This is a genomic window from Corynebacterium sp. LK26 (assembly GCF_014335085.1).
Lineage (GTDB): Bacteria > Actinomycetota > Actinomycetes > Mycobacteriales > Mycobacteriaceae > Corynebacterium > Corynebacterium jeikeium_D.
On the sequence record NZ_PDHB01000011.1, the window covers coordinates 261848 to 282723 of the forward strand.

Annotated in this window: 19 protein-coding genes; 10 read left to right on the forward strand and 9 right to left on the reverse strand. The window is 58.9% G+C overall.

The annotated features are described in order from the left end of the window. The first annotated feature begins 124 nt into the window (after positions 1-124). Positions 125-952, forward strand: coding sequence for a hypothetical protein (locus tag CRD13_RS10900; protein ID WP_070854101.1), 828 nt, complete (start codon positions 125-127; stop codon positions 950-952). Positions 953-1064: 112 nt separating this feature from the next. On the opposite strand, the gene CRD13_RS07745 is transcribed toward CRD13_RS10900, so the two are convergent. After that, positions 1065-2783 carry an AMP-binding protein gene (locus tag CRD13_RS07745; RefSeq protein ID WP_070854100.1) on the reverse strand — a complete coding sequence of 573 codons (1719 nt, stop codon included), beginning with the start codon at positions 2781-2783 and terminating at the stop codon, positions 1065-1067. Between the two features lie 365 nt (positions 2784-3148). Between CRD13_RS07745 and CRD13_RS07750 the strand changes: the two genes are divergently transcribed. After that, a complete protein-coding gene (locus CRD13_RS07750) occupies positions 3149-3421 on the forward strand; it encodes a hypothetical protein (protein ID WP_187401496.1) in 273 nt (90 codons plus the stop codon). A gap of 159 nt (positions 3422-3580) precedes the next feature. Then, a complete protein-coding gene (locus tag CRD13_RS07755) occupies positions 3581-6298 on the forward strand; it encodes an ATP-dependent Clp protease ATP-binding subunit (protein WP_070439699.1) in 2718 nt (905 codons plus the stop codon). A gap of 123 nt (positions 6299-6421) precedes the next feature. Here the strand turns inward: CRD13_RS07755 and CRD13_RS07760 are convergent, their stop codons facing one another. Both CRD13_RS07760 and CRD13_RS07765 read right to left on the reverse strand, forming a co-directional pair. Beyond that, a complete protein-coding gene (locus tag CRD13_RS07760; RefSeq protein ID WP_231367153.1) occupies positions 6422-7006 on the reverse strand; it encodes a hypothetical protein in 585 nt (194 codons plus the stop codon). A gap of 257 nt (positions 7007-7263) precedes the next feature. Continuing rightward, positions 7264-7827 carry a hypothetical protein gene (locus tag CRD13_RS07765; RefSeq protein ID WP_042388222.1) on the reverse strand — a complete coding sequence of 188 codons (564 nt, stop codon included), beginning with the start codon at positions 7825-7827 and terminating at the stop codon, positions 7264-7266. A gap of 130 nt (positions 7828-7957) precedes the next feature. On the opposite strand from CRD13_RS07765, the gene CRD13_RS07770 reads away from it, so the two are divergent. Continuing rightward, positions 7958-8791: a DUF1266 domain-containing protein gene (locus CRD13_RS07770; protein ID WP_016421456.1), complete on the forward strand. Its 834-nt coding sequence runs from the start codon at positions 7958-7960 to the stop codon at positions 8789-8791. A 333-nt stretch (positions 8792-9124) separates the two neighbouring features. Next, positions 9125-9301, forward strand: a complete 177-nt coding sequence (locus tag CRD13_RS07775; RefSeq protein ID WP_005510144.1) for a hypothetical protein — start codon at positions 9125-9127, stop codon at positions 9299-9301. 39 nt (positions 9302-9340) lie between these two features. Here CRD13_RS07775 and CRD13_RS07780 read toward each other — a convergent pair whose 3' ends face one another. Next, positions 9341-10603, reverse strand: coding sequence for a lipase family protein (locus tag CRD13_RS07780; protein WP_241482036.1), 1263 nt, complete (start codon positions 10601-10603; stop codon positions 9341-9343). A 62-nt stretch (positions 10604-10665) separates the two neighbouring features. Beyond that, positions 10666-11598 (reverse strand): A/G-specific adenine glycosylase, encoded by a 933-nt coding sequence (locus CRD13_RS07785; protein ID WP_048731806.1) that lies wholly within the window; start codon positions 11596-11598, stop codon positions 10666-10668. Between the two features lie 29 nt (positions 11599-11627). On the opposite strand from CRD13_RS07785, the gene CRD13_RS07790 reads away from it, so the two are divergent. Both CRD13_RS07790 and CRD13_RS07795 read left to right on the forward strand, forming a co-directional pair. Next, positions 11628-12260 (forward strand): carbonic anhydrase, encoded by a 633-nt coding sequence (locus CRD13_RS07790; protein WP_042388218.1) that lies wholly within the window; start codon positions 11628-11630, stop codon positions 12258-12260. A 4-nt stretch (positions 12261-12264) separates the two neighbouring features. After that, positions 12265-12975: a hypothetical protein gene (locus tag CRD13_RS07795; RefSeq protein ID WP_016421452.1), complete on the forward strand. Its 711-nt coding sequence runs from the start codon at positions 12265-12267 to the stop codon at positions 12973-12975. Here CRD13_RS07795 and radA read toward each other — a convergent pair. Together radA and CRD13_RS07805 are read right to left on the reverse strand one after the other, a co-directional pair. After that, a complete protein-coding gene (gene radA, locus CRD13_RS07800) occupies positions 12972-14531 on the reverse strand; it encodes a DNA repair protein RadA (RefSeq protein WP_016421451.1) in 1560 nt (519 codons plus the stop codon). The genes CRD13_RS07795 and radA overlap by 4 nt on opposite strands. 292 nt (positions 14532-14823) lie before the next feature. Then, complete coding sequence (locus CRD13_RS07805) at positions 14824-15510, reverse strand: hypothetical protein (protein WP_070851866.1); 687 nt, start codon at positions 15508-15510, stop codon at positions 14824-14826. 154 nt (positions 15511-15664) lie between these two features. On the opposite strand from CRD13_RS07805, the gene CRD13_RS07810 reads away from it, so the two are divergent. The 3 genes from CRD13_RS07810 to rlmB all read left to right on the forward strand — a co-directional run bounded on the left by CRD13_RS07810 (position 15665) and on the right by rlmB (position 18766). Beyond that, positions 15665-16240 carry a CarD family transcriptional regulator gene (locus CRD13_RS07810; protein WP_005510159.1) on the forward strand — a complete coding sequence of 192 codons (576 nt, stop codon included), beginning with the start codon at positions 15665-15667 and terminating at the stop codon, positions 16238-16240. Positions 16241-16379: 139 nt separating this feature from the next. Further along, positions 16380-17783 carry a cysteine--tRNA ligase gene (cysS, locus tag CRD13_RS07815; protein ID WP_187401497.1) on the forward strand — a complete coding sequence of 468 codons (1404 nt, stop codon included), beginning with the start codon at positions 16380-16382 and terminating at the stop codon, positions 17781-17783. A gap of 38 nt (positions 17784-17821) precedes the next feature. Further along, positions 17822-18766: a 23S rRNA (guanosine(2251)-2'-O)-methyltransferase RlmB gene (rlmB, locus tag CRD13_RS07820; protein ID WP_069358976.1), complete on the forward strand. Its 945-nt coding sequence runs from the start codon at positions 17822-17824 to the stop codon at positions 18764-18766. A 557-nt stretch (positions 18767-19323) separates the two neighbouring features. On the opposite strand, the gene CRD13_RS07825 is transcribed toward rlmB, so the two are convergent. Together CRD13_RS07825 and CRD13_RS07830 are read right to left on the reverse strand one after the other, a co-directional pair. After that, the gene (locus CRD13_RS07825; RefSeq protein WP_187401498.1) at positions 19324-20196 is read right to left on the reverse strand and encodes a metal ABC transporter permease; all 873 of its coding nucleotides are present in this window, start codon (positions 20194-20196) and stop codon (positions 19324-19326) included. Continuing rightward, the gene (locus CRD13_RS07830) at positions 20196-20876 is read right to left on the reverse strand and encodes a metal ABC transporter ATP-binding protein (RefSeq protein ID WP_070856079.1); all 681 of its coding nucleotides are present in this window, start codon (positions 20874-20876) and stop codon (positions 20196-20198) included. The genes CRD13_RS07825 and CRD13_RS07830 overlap by 1 nt, the downstream gene beginning before the upstream one ends.

Sequence of the window (20876 nt, forward strand, 5' to 3'; positions counted from 1 at the left end):
CGCTGGGCAATGCATAGTGTTAATGGAAAATACGTAGTGGCAAGTTCCGCTGTGGGGCGTAGCCGCAAGCCGCCACGTTATTGCCGAGCACAAGTGTGGCTCTGAAGTAATAAGGAATTTAGCGATGACCGACCAGTACAACCCGCGTTCGTCCTCCCCGCAGGATTGGGAGCAGGACGGTTATGCAACATCTGCCTGGGAGCAGCCACAGGGTGGGGCTCAAGGCCAGTACCAGCCTCAGTACCAGTACCAAACGCAGGGGCCGAACCAGGGCGGTTACCCCCAGCAGTATCCGGCTTATCAGCAGGCTCCGGCACCTGAGCAGAAGAGCAACAACGGTCTGTACGTGGTCTTGGGCATCGTCGGTGTCGCACTTGCAGCGGTCGCCGGTATCGGTGGCGCGTACTACCTGAATAATTCCTCCGATAATTCCCCGCAGTCTCCCGATACGGTTGCGGCAGGGGACTCGTCGTCAAGCACTGCGTCCCCGGCGCCGGTGGAGACGCACACGGAAACCTATACCCAGACCGTCGAGCCAGAAACGACGAAGCAGCCGGAGAGCAGCGCTCCTACCACTACGCAGAGGGGAAATTTTGGTCTTCGCGCGTTCGGTATGAATCGCGATGATATCGATGCCAAAGGTTGGGTTGGCAGTACCGCTCGCTGCTCGGGTGGGTATTACGCGCGTGTGTTGGCGGAGACGTCGTCGGGTAAGGCCGTGATTTGCGAGAATTCCAATAACCGCCAGCAGCGCCATTACATCGGTGACTTCGGTGAGATTTCGGATAGTCCGGATGCGTACACAGTAGATAGTTTCTCCGGGAACCGTGCTGTCGCGAAAAATGGTGGCTACACGTATACCGTCACTCCGAATGCGGTAACCGTGACCCAGGACGGCGAAGAGATTTTCCGTGAGCCCGTCACGGACTACGGTGTTTTGAACGCTGGCTAATCAGCTCTAGTTCTTCCTAGGACACGCAAAAAGGACGCGGTAACTTCCATAACGGAAGTTTTTACCGCGTCCTTTTCGTGTCTGCCGTTCGCTTTACGACGGTCCCTGCGCCCTAAGCCACCTTCTCCTCGGTGACATTCTCCCACGGCTTCGGCAGGTGGCGAGGAACCACCTTGCCGACTGCGTTGCGTGGCAGTTCATCGAGGAACACGGTCTCGCGCGGAACGGCGAATCGGCTGAGGCGCTGCTTGACGTATGTGCGAATCTGCTCATTGGTCAGGGCGCGGCCCTCAGGGGAGTCGTCGCGGACAACCCAGGCGACCAGGGCCTGACCGAAGCGCTCATCCGGGACACCTGCGACTGCGCACTCGCGGATACCCTCGAGCTGGCTGAGTGCATCTTCGGTCTGGCGTGGGAAGACGTTCTCGCCACCGGAGACAATCATGTCGTCCTCGCGACCGGAGATGTAGAGCAAGCCGTTTTCCATGCGACCCAGGTCACCGGTACAGACCATGCCGTCAATGACCTGCTTGTCCGCGCCCGGGCGGGTGTAGCCCTCGTACAACATGTTGTTGCCGACGAAGATTCGACCGGTCTCGCCGTCGGCGACGCGGTTGCCGTCTTCGTCGAGAATCTGGACACGAGTGCCCAGCGGTGCGCGACCAGCTGTGGTTGGGTTTGCCTTGAGCTCATCCGGGTTAGCAATGGTTGCCCAGCTGACCTCCGTGGAACCGTACTGGTTGTAGAGAACCGGCCCGAAGCGCTCGAGGGTCTTGGTGACAATTCCCTCTGGAATAGCCGAACCGCAGGATGCGATGACCTTTAGCGATGTCGCGCCGATGTCGTAGTTGTCCGGGAGAATCTCAATCATGCGCTGCAGCATGGTCGGCACCAGGAAGATGGTGTGCGGAGAGTGCTGCTCGATAATGCGCAGGCTGTCGGCTGGATCGAACTTGCGGCGCATAATCATGGTGGAACGCAGTGCGATGCACAGCTGCGCAGTCGCGAATCCCCAGGTGTGGAACAGCGGAGCCGCAAGGTAAGCCGGGCGACGCTGACGCAGAGGAATTCGGCTCATGATGGAAGATGCCGGCATCCAGCTGCGCGGCTCCGGACGCTTGGCACCCTTTGGAGTGCCGGTGGTTCCGGAAGTCAGAATAATAACGCGGCCACGGCGCGGGCGGGTTGGCAGCTCGGCGGTCGGCCACTTTGCCGGCGGTGCAGTCTTCAGCATCTCCTGCATGGAGGTCCAGCCCTCGCGAACACAGGAGGTATCACCGTAGTTTTCAAACCACGACACTGCTACCGGGCACTCATCGAAGTCCTCCGGCAGCATGTGAGTGAATTCCTCATCAATGAACAGGAAGTCAATCTTCTGCTCGCGAATTACAGCTAGAGTCTGCTCGGCAGCGGCGCCAGTATTGAGCAGCACCAGGTCGGTGCCGAGGCGACCGTGGGCGCACAGAGCCATAATGAAACCGCGGTGGTTGCGAGCCAGCACGCCGATGCGGTTACGCTGCTGAATATCACCGTGGCGGAGTGCTCGCGCCAGGGCAGTGGAGCGCTCGTGCAGTTCCTCGTAGGTCAGCGAGCCGCCGTCATCAATAATCGCGGTGTGGTGCGGATCGCGGCCGGCTGCAATGCCGAGGAGACCAGCTGGCAGGAAGTCCCAGCGGTAGATGGAATTTAATGCCTTACCAGCCGCGCCGGGTCCCATCGAGCCGAGGACACCAGCTTGCGTCACCGGTGCGAGACCGAGAACGAGGTCCGAGGTAGCTCGCGAAGCTTTGCGCACCTTATTGAGAATCGAGGTCTGTGGATCAGATGTCATAGTCACTCATCTTCCGTGGTTCATGTCCTGTGGTCTTCGGAGAGGCCTAATCAGGCGAAACCGCATCGGTAGGACCGCCGATTTAGTTTCTTTTACAGTAAGAATAAGTGTCCTAGGTCACTTTTGTGTAGCTTTTTGCAAAATTTTTTTATCAGAAACGAATGATTGTGAAGATATGCGAGGTGAACAGGGAATACGTTCAAAGGAGCGGGGCTTTTTTATCTCGAGAGATGTTGTCGCCGCACATAGAGGCTCCGTTTTGAGGTAATTTCTCTAGAAAAAGTTCTTGAGAGATGTTCCAATTCAACTTCGCCCTCGTCGCCGTAGCGGAGGGTGAAGCCATTCGATATGTCCTAGGGGAACCCATGAAGTCCACTCTCAAGAGTCAAACTTTCCTACGCATTTCGGCAGCCCGAGTTGCCGTGGTCGGAGCAGCCGCAACCGGTGCGGCTTTCGGTCTTGCAGCATGTGGCGATAGCGATGACGTCGATCCGGCACCTGACGAGACCACTACGGTGACTTCGACCGAGAGTGTGGACGACAATCGCAATGATCGCGATGACGACGATCATGATGATGACCACGACGATGATGACGACGACCGGGATGACGGCCACGACGACCGCGTGAACAACTAGGTGTCCGTTCCAGGATGAAACTGCCGTTGTACCTCTCTTGACCAGACTGTTCGCTATTGGCGTACGGCTATAGGGATTAATCTGCGACGCGTCGCGTTTAAGCTAGGTGAAACAACCTTTATTGAATTACGGCAAAAATAGACACTTGAAAGGGCAGTGATGTTCGAGAGGTTTACGGACCGAGCACGTCGCGTTGTCGTCCTGGCACAGGATGAGGCACGCGAGCTCAATCACAATTACATCGGCACGGAGCACATCCTGCTCGGCCTGATTAGTGAAGGCGACGGTGTGGCTGCCAAGGCGCTCGAGTCCATGGGCATTTCCCTGGATGCTGTGCGCTCTGAGGTAGTCGACATTATTGGTCGTGGCTCCCAGCCGCCGAGCGGTCACGTGCCGTTTACTCCGCGTGCAAAGAAGGTGCTGGAGTACTCTCTGCGCGAGGCTCTGCAGCTGGGGCACAAGTACATCGGTACTGAGCACCTGCTGCTTGGACTGATTCGTGAGGGCGAAGGTGTTGCCGCTCAGGTACTGGTTAAGCTCGGCGCTGACCTGCCGCGCGTACGTCAGCAGGTTATTCAGCTGCTCAGCGGTTTCCAGGGCGATGAGTCCGATGGTTCTCCGGAGCAGCGTCCAGTCGGTGCTACTTCCGGCGCTCGTGTGCAGGAGGGTAACCACCAGTCCGGTTCGCTGGTGCTCGATCAGTTCGGTCGTAACCTGACCGTGGCTGCACGTGAGGGCAAGCTGGATCCGGTCATTGGCCGTGAGAAGGAAATCGAGCGCATTATGCAGGTTCTTTCTCGCCGTACCAAGAACAATCCTGTGCTGATTGGTGAGCCGGGCGTTGGTAAGACCGCCGTTGTGGAAGGCCTCGCGCTGGACATCGTCAACGGCCGTGTGCCGGAGACACTGAAGGATAAGCAGCTTTACTCCCTCGACCTGGGTTCCCTGGTTGCGGGTTCCCGTTACCGCGGTGACTTCGAGGAGCGTCTGAAGAAGGTGCTCAAGGAGATTAACCAGCGCGGTGACATCATTCTGTTTATTGACGAGATTCACACGCTGGTCGGTGCCGGTGCTGCAGAGGGCGCAATTGACGCGGCCTCGATTCTGAAGCCGAAGCTGGCTCGCGGTGAGCTGCAGACCATCGGTGCTACCACTTTGGATGAGTACCGTAAGCACATCGAGAAGGACGCCGCTCTCGAGCGTCGTTTCCAGCCGGTGAACGTGCCGGAGCCGAGCGTGGATCTCACTATCGAGATTCTGCGTGGTGTTCGCGATAAGTACGAGGCTCACCACCGCGTATCCATCTCGGACAAGGCGCTGGTTGCGGCAGCTACCCTCTCGGATCGTTACATCAACGACCGCTTCCTGCCGGATAAGGCTGTTGACCTTATTGACGAGGCCGGTGCTCGTATGCGCATCAAGCGCATGACTGCCCCGGCTGACCTGCAGGAGATCGACTCCAAGATTGCCGATGTGCGCCGCCAGAAGGAAGCCGCCATCGACGAGCAGGACTTCGAGAAGGCAGCTGGTCTGCGCGACAAGGAGCGCAAGCTGGGCGAAGAGCGCCGCGAGCGCGAGAAGAAGTGGCGTGCGGGCGAGTCCGACACCATCGCTGAGATTGGCGAGGAACAGATTGCGGAGGTCCTGGCTTCCTGGACTGGCATTCCGGTGTTCAAGCTCACCGAGGAAGAGTCCTCGCGTCTGCTGCGCATGGAGGATGAGCTGCACAAGCGCATCATCGGTCAGGAAGAGGCTGTCAGTGCTGTCTCCCGCGCTATTCGTCGTACCCGTGCTGGCCTGAAGGACCCGAAGCGTCCGTCCGGTTCGTTCATCTTCGCTGGTCCGTCCGGTGTTGGTAAGACCGAGCTGTCGAAGGCTCTGGCCGAGTTCCTCTTTGGTGAGGAAGACGCACTCATTCAGATTGATATGGGTGAGTTCCACGACCGCTTCACTGCTTCTCGTCTCTTCGGTGCTCCTCCCGGATACGTCGGCTACGAAGAGGGCGGCCAGCTCACCGAGAAGGTGCGCCGCAAGCCGTTCTCCGTCGTGCTTTTCGACGAGATTGAGAAGGCCCACAAGGAGATTTACAACACCTTGCTGCAGGTCCTGGAAGACGGTCGTCTGACTGACTCGCAGGGTCGAGTGGTGGACTTCAAGAACACGGTTCTGATCTTCACCTCGAACCTGGGTACCAGCGACATTTCCAAGGCTGTTGGTATGGGCTTCTCGGGTGTCGGCGAGGCCGATGAAGATGGCAAGTACGAGCGGATGAAGGACAAGGTCCACGACGAGCTGAAGAAGCACTTCCGTCCGGAGTTCCTGAACCGTATCGACGAGATTGTGGTCTTCAAGCAGCTGAGCCAGGCTGAGATTGTCCAGATGGTCGACCTCATGCTGGCCCGCGTCAGCGACCAGCTCGACGAGAAGCGCATCACCATGGAGATTTCCGACCGCGCCAAGAACCTGCTGGCCAAGCGTGGCTTTGATCCAGTGCTCGGTGCCCGTCCGCTGCGTCGCACGATCCAGCGCGAGATTGAGGATCAGCTCTCCGAGAAGATTCTCTACGGTGAGGTTGGTCTCGGCGAGACCGTCTTCATCGATGTCGAAGGCTGGGATGGCGAGTCCAAGGACGTCGACAAGGCGAAGTTCACCTTCACCAACAAGGGCAAGGCCGGTAACGTTGATGCCGACGGCGGCGCTCTGGCTGACTCCGAGGAAGACAAGGGCGTTCTCGGAAATGCTGACGGCACCCTGAGCGTTGAAGCCGACGACATCGAAGGTGCTGCTGACCAAGCCGCTGCCGAGGCAGAGGTCGACTCCGATGACGACGGCCACAACCCGCCACCGGCTGGTGCGGGTGCTGGCCAGTCGCTCTAAGAGGTTTAGCCGCTAGCAGTACCAACGAACACTGCCGCCCCAGTTCCGACTCCATTATGGGAGGAACTGGGGCGGCAGTGTGTCTATATGCGGTCTTTCCTAAAAGCGCGGATAGTTGTAGTTTTACTTGGCCACGCCGAGGTCGACCAATGCTTTCTTTGCCACTTCGGGGTCATCATTTTTGATCATGTACTCAACGATTCCCTGGTCCTCTGGGAGGATTTCCGCAACTGTGATGAGGGACTCCACTCTCTGCGCCTTGAATGTGGAACCGCGCGTTGATTCTGCCGGAATCTCAACGGCATCCAAGACGGGCTTGCCGTCACGAACGGCGGCGGTGGCGGCAGGGTCATCGGTGAAGACTACGTAACCAACGTCGGGTGCCTTCGTAGTATCCACGGAACAGTTGGTACCCATTGCCTGTGGGGCAGGGGCGCTATCCGCACCATAGTAGCTAAACACCACTTCATAGTCTGTGCAGGCCCGCACGAAACTAGCAATCGGTTCGGGTGCGTGGTCGGCAGGGGTGAGGCCGCCAGCGGTATCCCCACCAGTGGCACCGGTGGCGCCACCGTTGGAAGCGCCGGGATCGGCAGGTGCTTCAGCGGCGGACTGTGCGGGAGCAGCGGACTCGTCTGACTTGTCACTAAAGAGCGCGTCTTTAGCTGCAACGTAGGCAATCGCTAGCACCACGATGCCCGCTATCACTAAGGGAAGGAGTAATAGCTGCTTCTTTACACTGAGACCTTTCGATGCGCCGCTGGTCTGGGCACCTGTCGTGCCCGCGCTGGCGTTCGACCTTGAGGCGGCCGTCGTATTTGCTGGAGACGCTCCAGTTTCTAGTAACGAGCCATGCTTGATGTAATGGCGATAGCCATTTTGCGCAATAGCCAGGTTTTGCTCGATGTGTGATGTGTCTTCTGGCCCATTTAAGCGGTCGGGCGAACCCGGGTATGCAAGTCGAATCATTTTTCAGTCCACCACCGTGAATCAATGTCGGAGTACAGGGAGCGCATCGACTCTGCAAACTCTTCCAAGCTATTGCGATTGAGACGGTGCTTGTTTTCTTTCCATCGCTCAAACAGCTCAGTTGACGACACTGCACGCGAGGCCTCAGTTCGTGCCTCTCGGCCTGCGGTCAGAGCCCACTGGGCGGCAAATTGCACACGTTTCGCAGCCTTTTCTGTGAAACCGCTCCACACTTTATATGTGTTGTAGAGCTGGGCCACGACGGCCCAGCCGCCCTTGTAAGGCAGAACTGTGACGTTGCCCAGGTTGTCAAGTTCAAGGAACTCAAAATGGGATGGATCCTTCTTATCGGCGGTCACGAGGATCCTGCGGTTGGTGACAAACGCGGCACCATCCACCCCACTTGCTTTCGTGGCGGCGGCCTCGAGCACAATCTCGTCGACACCAAGACCTTCTACAACAGCGACGGCGGCAGTGCGCACAATCCCGGAATTACCGGTACGTTCAAGTGCGGCACCGAGATCTGGCCGGTCGGTCAATGCAATTTGGGGTCCTGTCATGCACACGAGACTAGCAACACAATAAAAACCGCGCCTGCCGTTCAGTGCTATGGCATAACTCACCCCAGGTGTGGGGTGGTGTGTGAAGTAACGCTGACTCAACCCCGAAACCTCGGTACGTTCTGTGGGTATGAGCTCAACGTTCACGCCAGCAAAGTTTGATGATACTTGGATCTACCGCCTTACAAAGTTCCCATGGCCGGAACCGGCGCCGAGCAAAGATGAGGTGCGCCGCCACTCTTGGGGAATGGTGTACAAGAGCAATAAGGCGTTTGCGACCCCGCTAGGGGTTGAGGCCATCAACGCAAGGGCGGCCAAGTACTACAAAACATCTCTCGAGCAAAACTGGGGGGTCACTGGTGCACAGGAAGCGTATCAGGTTATTGATGCTCTGCTCGAAGGTGGCCAGCACGTGGAAAATGACCTGCTTTTACCGCTCGCATATGCAGTGAAGGACATCTCTGAGAACGAGCTCGAGGCAGAGATGGAGGAGCGAATCGAGTTTCTGAAAGACTTCTTTGTTGTCCAAGGCGTGGATCCGCGTGGTGCAGAACATAAGTTCCGTTACCTTGTACGGATGTTGCGCTCGGAGGGCTTTGCCAAAGCAGCGGCCCCGGCACTGCCCGCCACTACTCGCGCATGGGACATAATCCGTGTTCACAGCGTTGGTGGCGCGGCAACGGAGCTGGGGTGGATCTCTCCAGAAGAGTTCCTTCAGATTTCAGACAAGGCCGTGGCGGCGCTGCAGCGCTACTTCGTGTCGTGGGCTGACGTAGCCGCAAGTTTCTGGTGGGGTCGAATGATCTGGGCGAGTGATGGTGAGCCCGACGTCACCGCTGCGATGAAGGATCAATCGCAACGGCTCACCGAGCTGCTCGCACACAGTGATTCGCCTTGGGTGCGCGTGCCCTTGCACGACATCCAGGCCGAGGAGCCATTCGCATCCCTGGGCGGTTTGCACTAACTAGCTGTCGTCATTGTTCGGCGCGCTGTGGCGGTGGCCGGTTTCATGAGCTCACTAGGGGCGGTCACAAATAACGGATTGAGGCATCTATGGCGCAGGGACGGCGAGTTCAACGACATCTGCAAGGCGAAGTTACCTTCACCAATATGAGGCAAGGTCGGTAACGTTGATGCCGATGAGCGGTGCCTTGGCCGATTCTGAGGAAGATGACGGGCGTTCTCGGCAGCGCTGACGGTATCCTGAGCGTTTGTATCTGGCGACATCAAAAGTACTGCCGATCAGGCCACTGCCGAGGCAGAGGCCGAATCTGATAACTCCGAGGGAGAGAACTAAATGGGGATTCAATTTCGCAAGAAGCAGAACCTGGACAAGGACACGTGGCTGAACTACTCGGGTTCGGGAGTCTCTGGTTCTAAGCGTATCGGTCCAGTGACAATTAACAGCCGTGGCGGGTACACCGTCCGACTGGGCAAGGGCCTAACCTTCCGTGGTCGCTGGAAGAAAAAGTAGCTGTACTTGCTAGATGGAGGAAAGTGGCGGTTGTCGCCGCTAGTACCCCATTTTCTGATTCACCCAGGCAAGCATCTCTTCGTGAGTGAGCACGTAGGCAAGGCCGTGCGTCCCATCACCGAGGTCAGTCTCGACCTCCACGTAGGTGATGTCGGCGCCGGCCTTTTGCCACTTCTGCACAAGCTCGCGTGCCGACGTCACGGGTAACACATCATCCAATGCATTATGGGTAACGAACACGGGCATACTGGGAGTCTTTGTGCCCAGAGCCTGCTCGTCCACGTGGCGTCGAACGACGGGGGAGAGCTCGGGCGAGCGCAGATTCTCCGCTATCCCCAAGTCATTGGCAGTAAATGCCTTGGTGTCATTGCGAGGCCAACGTTCGACAGTGGCGCCAATGCATTCATCGGCGGTGAGCTTCAGGAAGTCCTGCCCCAGTGGGCTGAGCATGCGCTCGATTGGTTCTTTTGTCTCTGGGTACTCTGCAATCAAGCCGTTCATGAAGTAACCGACGAGCCCCGCCAACGCCGAGCCGCGAATATGCAGCGCAGTGTCGGTGAGATCGGCCGGAATAGCCCCGGCGTAAACAGCGCGGATGTTCAACTCCGAGGCGTACTCATCGGCTAGCTCGGCGGCTGCAGCGGTGGCACCTCCGCCCTGTGAGTAGCCGAACAGCGCAATGGGAGTATCTGCAGGTAGTTGTAAAGTTTCAATAGCCGCTCGCGCCATATCGAGCGTGTTATTCCCGGCAACCTCACGGTTGAGATACGGATGTACCCCGGGCGTGCCGAGCCCCTGGTAATCCACGATGGCAACATTCCATCCCTGTGCCAGCAACTGAGGTGCCGGAGGCGTCGGAGGTGCTTCGTAGCGCAGCGCAACCGAACTGGCACAGTTATCGGCCATCCCGAGAGTCCCCGGCGCAATCACCGCCAGAGGCCGTGGGGACTTCTCCGACCAGCGGGCATAGGGCTGCAATACGGTACCAGATACTGCTGTTTGGCGGTGGTCGCGTGCACCTGTGGAGGAAAACACGACCCGCTGTGCGCGTGCGGGCGCATTGACCGGAAATGGTGTCTGCGTAATTACCTGCCCCGGAGGCAATCGCTTCACCGCAGAAGAGTCAGAATCTGAGGAGCCGAAGTCGATGGAACCTAGTCCATCCACCGCCGAGCAACCGCTGATCCCACCCGCGCTAGTGCCAATCAGAGAAATTCCGAGCACCATGCTCAGTGCAATTCTGCGCTTACTAGCCCCAAAGAGACAGCGTTGGCGCTGAGATCGATGGAGCGAGGTGTTCATGTTCCTAATTCTAGGCAACGCACTTGTCCGAATCTGGTCTTTACCGGAGCATTGCCTCGGCTTTAACGGGGCAACTGGAAGCGGCCATCGGGAGTTTGCTCCGCTAGTCCGTCGTCAAGCAGGGAAAACAGTGCGCGGGAACGCTGGTGTGCATCATCCCAGACCGCATCGAGAGCGGCCTGTTCGACGGGGGAGTCGGCAGCGCGGAGCACGTCGAGAAGCAATCCCCGGACTTGGCGGTCGGTGCCTTCGAACTTCTGCACACGCCGTTTAGCAGCGGCGATTTCGTGGTCTTCGGGTTCGGGGCGACCGGCGGCAATCCAGACGCAACTGGTGGCGATGGGGCAGGCCTCGCACTCGGGTGTCGTTCGGCAGACGGTAGCGCCGAGTTCCATGAGCGCGACGGAAGTCTCGGCCGCAGTCGTGGGGTCGAGTGGTAGCAACTCTTCGACGAGCGCCATGTCGGCGCGTTTGGCGATGCCGGGAAGGTACGTGCCCTGGCGGTGTCGCCGGAGTACGCGGCGCACGTTGATGTCCACCACCGGCGTGCGCGCGCCAAAAGCAAACGCCGCTACCGCCCGAGCGGTGTAGTCTCCTACCCCCGGAAGGGCTAACAGCGTGTCCACGTCACTCGGCACTTCGCCGTCGTGCTTTTCGACGATCTTTTCTGCGCATTCACGCAGCCGGAGCGCACGTCGGGGATAGCCGAGTTTTCCCCACATACGCACGACTTCATCTTTGGGGGCGACTGCCAGATCGGCTGGGGTGGGCCATTTTTCCAGCCAGGCGCGCCACGAGGGGATTACCCGGGCGACGGGAGTCTGTTGACTCATCACTTCGCTGACGAGCACAGCCCATGGTGAAGTGCCTTCTTCGCGCCAGGGAAGTGGCCGCATGTTGGCGCGATACCAATCACGTAAGGCGGCATCGACGTGTTCGTCGAAGTCGTCGGATTGGTTAATTGCAGAGGTCAATCTACATTCTCGCTTTCCCATAAACAGCGGAGTCGTTGCACAATATAGCTATGAGCAATTCTGAGAGGACTCCTGAGAGTGTATGGCAATCGATGGTGCGCGGAAACCTCCGCTTCTGTGAGAGCAAGACTGCGCATCCCCGTCAGGACTTGGTTCGTCGTAAGCAGCTGACGCAGGGGCAGAAGCCGAAGGCCGTTGTGCTGGCTTGCTCGGATTCCCGTGCTCCGGTGGAGATTATCTTCGATCAGGGTCTGGGCGATGTATTTGTGATTCGTACTGCCGGTGAGATTACTGACCTGTCGGTGCTGGCTTCGCTGGAGTTCGCAGTTGATGGTCTGGGAGTTCCGCTGGTGATTGTTCTCGGCCACGAGTCCTGCGGCGCTGTGGCTGCGGCGAAGAATGCACTGGACGGTGGCGAACTGCCGGGTGGTTTCCAGCGTGTGCTGATTGAGAAAGTCACCCCGTCGCTGTTGGCGGCTCGCAAAGATGGCGAGACGGAAATCGACGAATTTGAGCGGCGCCACGTGCGCGAGATTGTTAATCACATTATTGATCGCTCGCCAGAGATTTCATCGCGCTTGGTGACCGGCGAGGTAGGCGTTGTCGGTATGCGGTACCGCTTGGAGGACGGACGCGCTGAGACCGTCGTTACCCATGGAGTCAGCGAGAACCCGCTAACCTAAATGTGTGACCAATAAGCTGCCTCCAGAAATCTACCGGCGTCGGCGTATCGCCGCGGCGGTGTTGCTCGTTATCATCCTCGTTCTCCTGGGCTGGGGTATTTCCGCACTGGTAAACCGGGACAGCGAGGATTCTGAACCGGTGAATGTCACCAGGGATGACGGGAAAGAGGTGACCCCTCCGGAACAGCCCAAGGAACCTTACGCGCCTAAGTCTGACAAGGACTCGACGAAGGACAAGTCTGACAAGGATGCCAAGACGGACGCTAAGGAAGGCGAAGATTCCGCGAAGGATGACGCTCAAGCGGCGCTTGCGAACAAAAAGGACTGTAGCCTTGCAGACCTGCAAGTGACAGCTACCTCGGATCAGCCGAACTACGGCGATGAGCAGCCGACTCTGGCAATTACCGTCCACAATCCCACCGGCGGTGAATGCCGCGTGAACCTCGATGAGCAGCAGTTGCGCTTCGAGGTATACGACCTGGCAACGTACGAGCGCGTCTGGTCGGATGTGGACTGCAATGACTCCGAAGGCCACGGTGAACTGGTATTGGCACCGGGCGAGGAAGTCAACTATGCCGCCACCTGGTCGCGTCTGACCTCGGCGCCGAACAAGTGCTCCGAAGAAGACCGCGTCCCAGCTCCCTCCGGGTCGTACATCTTCTACGGCGTGATTGGTGACAACAACTCTGACGCCTACACGTTCAACATGCGCTAGCGCTTAGTCCCTAACCCAAGCTCAATGGCCTCGGCAACGGTGCCTGCTTCCAGCAGCCGCATCCCCGCCGGGCCTTTTGCGCCTCTGGGCACAATTGCCGTGTCGAAGCCCATTCGATGAGCTTCCTTAAGCCGCCACTCCAAATCGGTCACTCTGCGCACTTCGCCGGCCAACCCCAGTTCGCCGAGTGCAATGGTTTTATCCTGGAAGGTCCGCTTGGTCATGGATGAGGCCAGTGCCAGCGCGATCGCCAGGTCCGCGGCAGGCTCCGACAGCGTCATACCGCCGACAGTGGATACGTACATCTCCATGCGAGCTAACTGCTTGAAGTTACCGTGTTCAGTCAGCACGGCCGCGACCATCGGCACGCGGCGAGGGTCCAGGCCAGAGACATTGCGTCGCGGGTTGTGCGCCTCAGTATTGATTACCAGGCCCTGCACCTCCGCCAGCAGCGGTCTGCGGCCATCCATGGCCACGGTAATTGCAGTTCCCGAGGTCGGCGTTCGGTGATGCAAAAACAGCCCCGAGGGATCCTCAACTTCCGCAATGCCGCCCGCCGTCTGCTCGAAGCAGCCCACTTCATCAGTGCTGCCGAAGCGGTTTTTCAGGCCGCGCAAGAAGCGTAGCCCCGAATGCCTATCGCCCTCGAAGTTGAGCACCACATCAACCAGGTGCTCCATTGTGCGCGGGCCGGCCACATTGCCGTCCTTGGTCACGTGCCCTACCAAGAAAATCGCAGTCCCGGTCTCCTTCGCCAACGCCGCCAGAGCAGAGGTTACGGCGCGAGCCTGGGCAACGCCACCGCGAGCACCTTCGACGTCGGCACGCATCGTCTGCACAGAGTCCACAATGAGCAGACCGGGGGAGAGCTCCAGCGTCAGGTCGATGACGTCCTCGATATTCGACACCGCCGACAGGTACAGCGAGTCCGACAGTGCGCCAGTGCGCTCGGCACGCAGCCGCACCTGACCGACCGATTCCTCACCGGTGACGTAAAGCGTCGGCCCCAAATCGCCGTCCGCGCAGCGGTAGGCCACTTCAAGTAGCAGCGTCGACTTACCAACCCCCGGTTCGCCTGCCAAGAGCACCAACGAACCCGGCACAATACCGGAACCGAGCACTCGATCCAGCTCGCCGATGCCCGTGCGCACCGCGTGCGCAGCCTTGGCGGAAATCCCCGTGATCGCGGTCAACTCGGAAGATGAAGTGGGGATTCGATCTGTTGCGGAGGTCTCGGCGAGGAAACGTTCCTCCGCCTCGTCGTCAAGCGCGCGCTGTGCTAGACGCTGGCTTTCAGCCGCGACGGAAGTGGAAGATGCTTTACGACGACCACCCCGCGCGCCGGGTTCCGTCGCGGCAGCGCTACGGCGACGTTGCTTGGCTGCCCGCGCGGCAATTTTGTCCTCCAGCGTGGAGGCGGACTTCCCACCGCTGGAGCGGATAGTGACCTTCTCTAGCGTGCCCCACTCTTTGCAGTTGGGACATTGGCCGACCCATTTCGACACCTGCCAGCCGCATGCTGAGCATTCGTAGGCTTCGTCTTTGGTCTTGGCCACGGTGCAACCACCTTTGCTTCAAGAGAGGGGACACGACAGACCCGACAACGTTGGGTGCGGGATGTGCGGGAAATGTCGCTAAAAAAATTGCCCCAGATACGCGAGAACGGGCCAGGGCAGAGTCAATGACATGTGTCAAGGACTGACTGTACCGCCGTGGCCCGTATCAAGCGACCAATCGCCCATGCCCGCTCGATGAAGCTCCTCGCGTTATTTGCGGGACAGGACTGCGCTGTACCAGCGCTAATAGTGCGCTGCGCGTGAACAGCGCAGGAACCGCGCCGTGCTGCGCTTACTTGGATTCAATCATGCCGTCAGCACCGCGGTTCGGTGCGCCAGCTTCCAGAATGTCAGCGGAGACGGTGATGTCCAGGTCGTAGGTGTTGGTCTGGCCCTGTGGGTCAGTGAACTCGAAGGTGGCCTCGCGGTTCTGGCCGGCAGCGCTGCTCTTGTCGCCAACCAGGGTGCTCGGGTCCAGCTCATTGGTGTAGTACGCGATGCAGCCGGTGTTGTCCTTAGCGGTCTTAGCCAGCGGATCGATGACGGACTTCGGGCCGGCAACAATCTGGCACTCACGCGGCAGGGAGTTCTCGCCCTTGGCAGCCTTAGCGAAGGAAGGAGTCTCAGCGACCTTCTTCAGCTCAACCTCGCCGATACCTTCAACGGTGACGGACTTCAGCGTGTAGACCGACTCGGTAGCGCGCTGCTGGTTGCTGGCGGAGAACTTCAGACCAGCGGTACCAGCCTCCGGGTCAACCAGGATGTGAGCGTCGCGGATGTTGACGAAGCCAAGAGCCGAGTTGGTGTTCTCAGCACCCTTGCCGGCAGCATCTTCGCCGCCGTTCATCGCACCGTCGACAGCCGGGTGCTGATTTGCGGTCTGCGAAATCTGACCGGCGCCACAAGCAGCAAGTGCAACTGCAGATGCTGCGGAGACGGTGATGAGAGCGCTGCGGCGAAGTACGGACTTGAAGGCCATGACTAGATTTCCTCCAGTAGCTTGAGGATGGGCGATAGGATTTTCAGTATTTAAAGAACACCTTAGTGTCTTCCTAAGATGTTCTCATACTACCCGTAAAATCATGGGGGGACATGATAGGGTGGAAGGCCGTTGGAAAGGGCGTGTGCATTACATGGAATTCAGCATTGGCGATACCGTAGTTTATCCGCACCACGGAGCTGCGAAAATCGAAAACATCATTGAACGAGAGCTTAACGGTGAGACCGTTCAGTACCTTGTACTGCAGATTCTGCAGAGTGATCTGAATATCCAGGTGCCCGCCAAGAATGCCGAGCTGGTCGGTGTCCGCGATGTTGTCGGTGAAGAGGGACTGCTGAAGGTCTTCTCCGTGCTACGTGAGACCGACGTGGAAGAGGCCGGCAACTGGTCTCGTCGCTACAAGGCCAACCAGGAGCGCCTGGGTTCGGGCGACATTAACAAGGTCGCTGAGGTAGTTCGTGACCTGTGGCGCCGCGATCAGGACCGCGGTCTGTCCGCCGGCGAAAAGCGTATGTTGAGCAAGGCTCGCCAGGTTCTCGTCGGTGAGCTCGCGCTTGCCGACGGCGTTGATGAGGCCAAGGTCGAGGAAGTTTTTGCCCGCGTCGATGCCACTATCGAGCGTCACCGCGCGCTGGCACAGGAAGGTGCCGCTGGTGAGAAGAAGGATGAAGCCGACGATAAGCCGGTGGACCTGGACGCAGACGCATAAGTCGTCTCCCTTCCCCGGTTCCTTCCAGTAGGGATTTTCTGCACTTTTCCGGGTAACGGCTAGCGCACACACATTGTCCGTGTGCGCTAGCCGTTTTCTCTTTTTCACCCGTATCTATTTCCCCGCTATGCTCGGGGCTGTGACTTTTCAAATCTTCGATACCGCAACCCGCCAACTGAAGGATTTTGAGCCTCTCCGCGAGGGGCATGCCTCCATTTACCTGTGCGGTGCGACTCCGCAGGCTCAGCCGCACATTGGCCATGTTCGCTCTGGCGTGGCCTTTGATATCTTGCGCCGTTGGCTGATCGCCAAGGGGTATGACGTCGCGTTTGTGCGTAACGTCACCGATATCGATGACAAGATCTTGAATAAGGCCGCCGAGCACGGCCGCCCTTGGTGGGAGTGGGTCTCCCGCTTTGAGCGCGAATTTACCTGGGCCTACAACCAGCTCGGTGTTCTTCCGCCGAGCGTTGAGCCGCGTGCCACCGGACATGTCACTCAGATGGTGGAGTATATGCAGCGTCTGATGGATAACGGCTTCGCCTACGCTGTCGATGGCAGCGTCTATTTTGACGTGGACGCCTGGTCCAAGGCTGAAGGCAGCGACTACGGTAGCCTGTCCGGCAACCGCGTTGACGAGATGGAGCAGGGCGAGACCAACACTCCGGGCAAGCGCGGTGCGCACGATTTCGCGCTGTGGAAGGCGGCCAAGCCGGGCGAGCCCTCGTGGCCGACGCCGTGGGGCAATGGCCGTCCGGGCTGGCACCTGGAGTGCTCCGCCATGGCCACCTACTACTTGGGTTCGGAGTTCGACATCCACTGTGGCGGTCTCGACCTGCAGTTCCCGCATCATGAAAACGAGATTGCGCAGTCGCACGCAGCTGGCGACGGCTTTGCCCGCTACTGGATGCACAATCACTGGGTCACAATGGCCGGCGAAAAGATGTCGAAGTCGCTCGGCAACGTGTTGTCCGTGCCGCATATCCTGACCATGGTTCGTCCGGTTGAGCTGCGTTACTACCTCGGCAGCGCGCACTACCGCTCCGTGCTGGAGTACTCCGAGGAGGCTCTGCAGGAAGCGGCAGCGGGCTACCGTCGTATCGAGGCGTTTATGCACCGTGCCGTCGATAAGCTCGGCGATATCGAAAACGGTGAGTGGACGCCGGCGTTCGAAGCAGCGCTCGACGATGACCTCGCCGTCCCACGCGCGCTCGCGGAAATCCACAACGCTGTTCGTGGAGGTAATCAGGCGCTTGCCGACGGCGACGAGACCAAGGCCAAGGAGATTGCCGGTGCTGTCCGCGCTATGGCCGCAGTCCTTGGGTTCGATCCGCTGAATGAGCAGTGGGCAACCTCCGATTCCAGTTCTGATGCAGCAATGCATGCGCTCGGTGTGCTGGTTGAGCACCAGTTGGAGGAACGCACCCGGGCTCGTGCAGAGAAGGACTGGGCTACGGCTGATGCTGTGCGCGATCGTCTGAAGGAAGCGGGTATCGAGGTAACTGATACCGCGGATGGTCCGGCATGGTCTGTCGCTGACTAAAGCTAAAGAAAACTATTAACAACAGGAAGCAGGTAGCTATGGCAGGCAACGGTCGTCGTGGCGCAGTGCGCAAGGCAAGCAAGAAGAATGTTGGCGGCTCCGGTGGCCAGAAGCGCGGCTTGCGTGGCAAGGGGCCGACCCCGAAGGCAGAGGACCGCGTTTATCACGCAGCTCATAAGCGGGCGAATGAGAAGCGCCGCCGTGACTCTGGGCGTCATGAGCGCAAGGGGGATGGCTCCGAGCTGGTAGTTGGCCGTAACCCGGTCGTGGAGTGCCTGCATGCGAAGGTGCCAGCGGCAGCGCTGATTGTGGCGTTGGGCACCGACAATGACGAGCGCCTGCAGGAGTCAGTGCGTATTGCTAACTCCCGTGGTATCCCAATTCGCGAGGTGCCCCGCCACGAGCTGGACACCATGACTGGCAATACCATGCACCAGGGCATCGGTCTGCAGATTCCGCCGTACAAGTACTCGTCTGTCGAAGATCTGATTGATTCGGTGGCCAAGACCGGGGAGCCGGGTCTTATCGTCTGCCTGGATAACATCACCGACCCTCGTAACCTGGGTGCGGTCATTCGCTCGGTGGCGGCCTTTGGCGGTCACGGTGTGGTGATTCCGGAGCGTCGCTCGGCCGCCATTACGGGCGTGGCCTGGCGTACTTCGGCTGGTACTGCTGCGCGTCTGCCAGTTGCGCGGGCGACCAATATGGTGCGTTCGCTCAAGCAGTTCCAGAAGGCTGGCTACCAGGTTGTTGGGCTGGATGCTGGTGGCGACCACACTCTGGACACTTACGACGGCACCACCCCGGTGGTTGTGGTCGTCGGCTCTGAGGGCAAGGGGCTTTCGCGCCTGGTGCGCGATACCTGTGACACCATCATGTCCATTCCGATGACTGGCTGGGTTGAGTCTCTCAATGCTTCCGTTGCTGCCGGTGTGACCCTGAGTGAGTTTGCCCGCCAGCGCCGGGCTAAGAGTAGTCAGTAGCGCATTTGATACCCCCGTAGGCGCCATTATCAATTCGTTATAGTAATGGCGTTTACGTGGGGTATTTTGCGTTCTAAATGGCGTCCGGTACTTATGGCTACCCCCAGTAGCTCAGTGCTTTAAAGATAATTCTATTTCCGGCGTGCGCTGCAGAAATGACGGCGTTATTATCACTTCCAACAGAAAATTATCCGTAGTTTCCTGAAGGGGAGGGCGGGCATATCATGCTCCTAGAAATGGGGGCGTAATTGGCCGTAATTTAGGGATGCTCACGGACCTAGCGGTGGCTTGTACAGCTAGCTTTTGGGTCACTGAGATGTCAGACCACGACATCCTCAGCGTTAGTTTTTCTGTCTGCCGGGTCACCCCATTTCGGCAGCCTCGCAGTCTTAAAAAGAGCTGGGGGTATTGGAGTCTGCTTTTAGAGAATCCAGTAAAAATACGGGCAGCCCCTCGGTGGCGAGAGGGAAGGTGGACGCACCTTCTCCGCAATCGTCACTCGAGGAGCTGCCCGATATTTTTGTTGTTTTAACAGCTACTCCGAAAAGCGTATGTGTCTATTTTCTCCACTTGGCAGCCTGAACGTCGTCACGCGTTGCCTTACGCGACTGCACCGTTCCGATGGCGTAGCAGATGAGGTAGATGACAAACGCGATTGTCGTCACTAGAACGCTGACCGGGATACCCGGTGCGAGCGAGAGAACGATGCCGCCGACAGCCGCGACCTCAGCGAAGATGGTCGAGAGGATGATGGCCTTCACCGGCGAGGCAGTAACGAATGCGGCTGCGGCACCCGGGGTGATAATCAGGGCGATGACGAGCAGAGAGCCGACGATTTGCACGCCCTGGGCGGCCACGAGACCGGTGAGAATCGCGAAGTAGATCGATAGCGCCTTCACATTGACACCACTAGCGGCGGCCATGATGGGGTCGGCGGAGGCGAATAGCAGCGGCCGCCATTTCCAGGCAACGCCGCCGACGACGATGACCGCGACGATGGCCATCGTCCATAGAGAAGTGTCAGTCAGACCAATGATCTGGCCGGTGAGAAGTGAAAACGCGGTACTTGTCCGGCCAGGGTAGAGGTGGATAAACAGCACCGATAAGCCCATGCCGAAGCTCAAAACCACGCCCACAACCGCATCTTGGCGCCCTCGAAGCGACAGTGCTGCCAGGACTATTGCGATGAGCACCGAGCCGATAATGGCGCCGCTGCTGACACTGACACCCAGTAATAGAGCCGCGGATGCGCCCATGAGTGCCAGCTCACTGGTGCCGTGGACAGTGAAGCTCATCTGCCACATGACGATTAGTGGCGAGATGATGCCGGAAATCAGCCCAAGCAGTGCCGCTGCAATGAGGGCATTGTGGACGAAGCCGACCTGGAGTAGAGCGGCGGTGTCGGAGAAATACTGAGCCAGTAGGGTCATTAGGCGATAACCAACTTTCCCTCGACACGGGCAACCACAATTTTGGTTTGGTAGAGCTCCGAGAGCGTCTCTGAGGTGATGATTTCCTCGACCGATCCGACCGCATGTCCATGCGGCGTGAGGTAGAGCACTCGGTCACAGACACCCAGGATGGGATTGATGTCGTGGGTGACAAAGACGACTGCCGTGTCATTTTCCCGGCGATGCCGGTCCAGGCGCTCGACCGTGGTCCGTTGTGCCGCAGGGTCGAGGGAGAGCAGAGGCTCGTCGCAAAGCAAAAAATCCGGTGCCGAAACGAGCGCCTGCGCCTGACGCACAAGCTGTTGCTGACCGCCAGAGAGCGTGCCGACACGACGGTCCGCAATACCCGTTGCGCCGACAAACTCCAGCATCTCGTCGGTGGCGGAGCGGTTCTTGCCAGCTGCCAGCTCGACGAGGTCGCGAACCCGAATGGGCAGCGAGGGCTCGAACATCCGCTGCTGCGGAATGTATCCCAGATTCCCGTCGACTTTTACTGAACCGTGAGTCAGCCGCCGCATGCCAAGGGCGGTGGTCAGCAGCGTGGATTTGCCGACGCCGTTCGGACCCAGGATGGCCAAGAACTCGCCGGGCTCGATATCCAAATTCAGACCGGACCACAGCGGTTCGACGGCTGCGTCAGTAAAAGTCAGTGAGGGCAA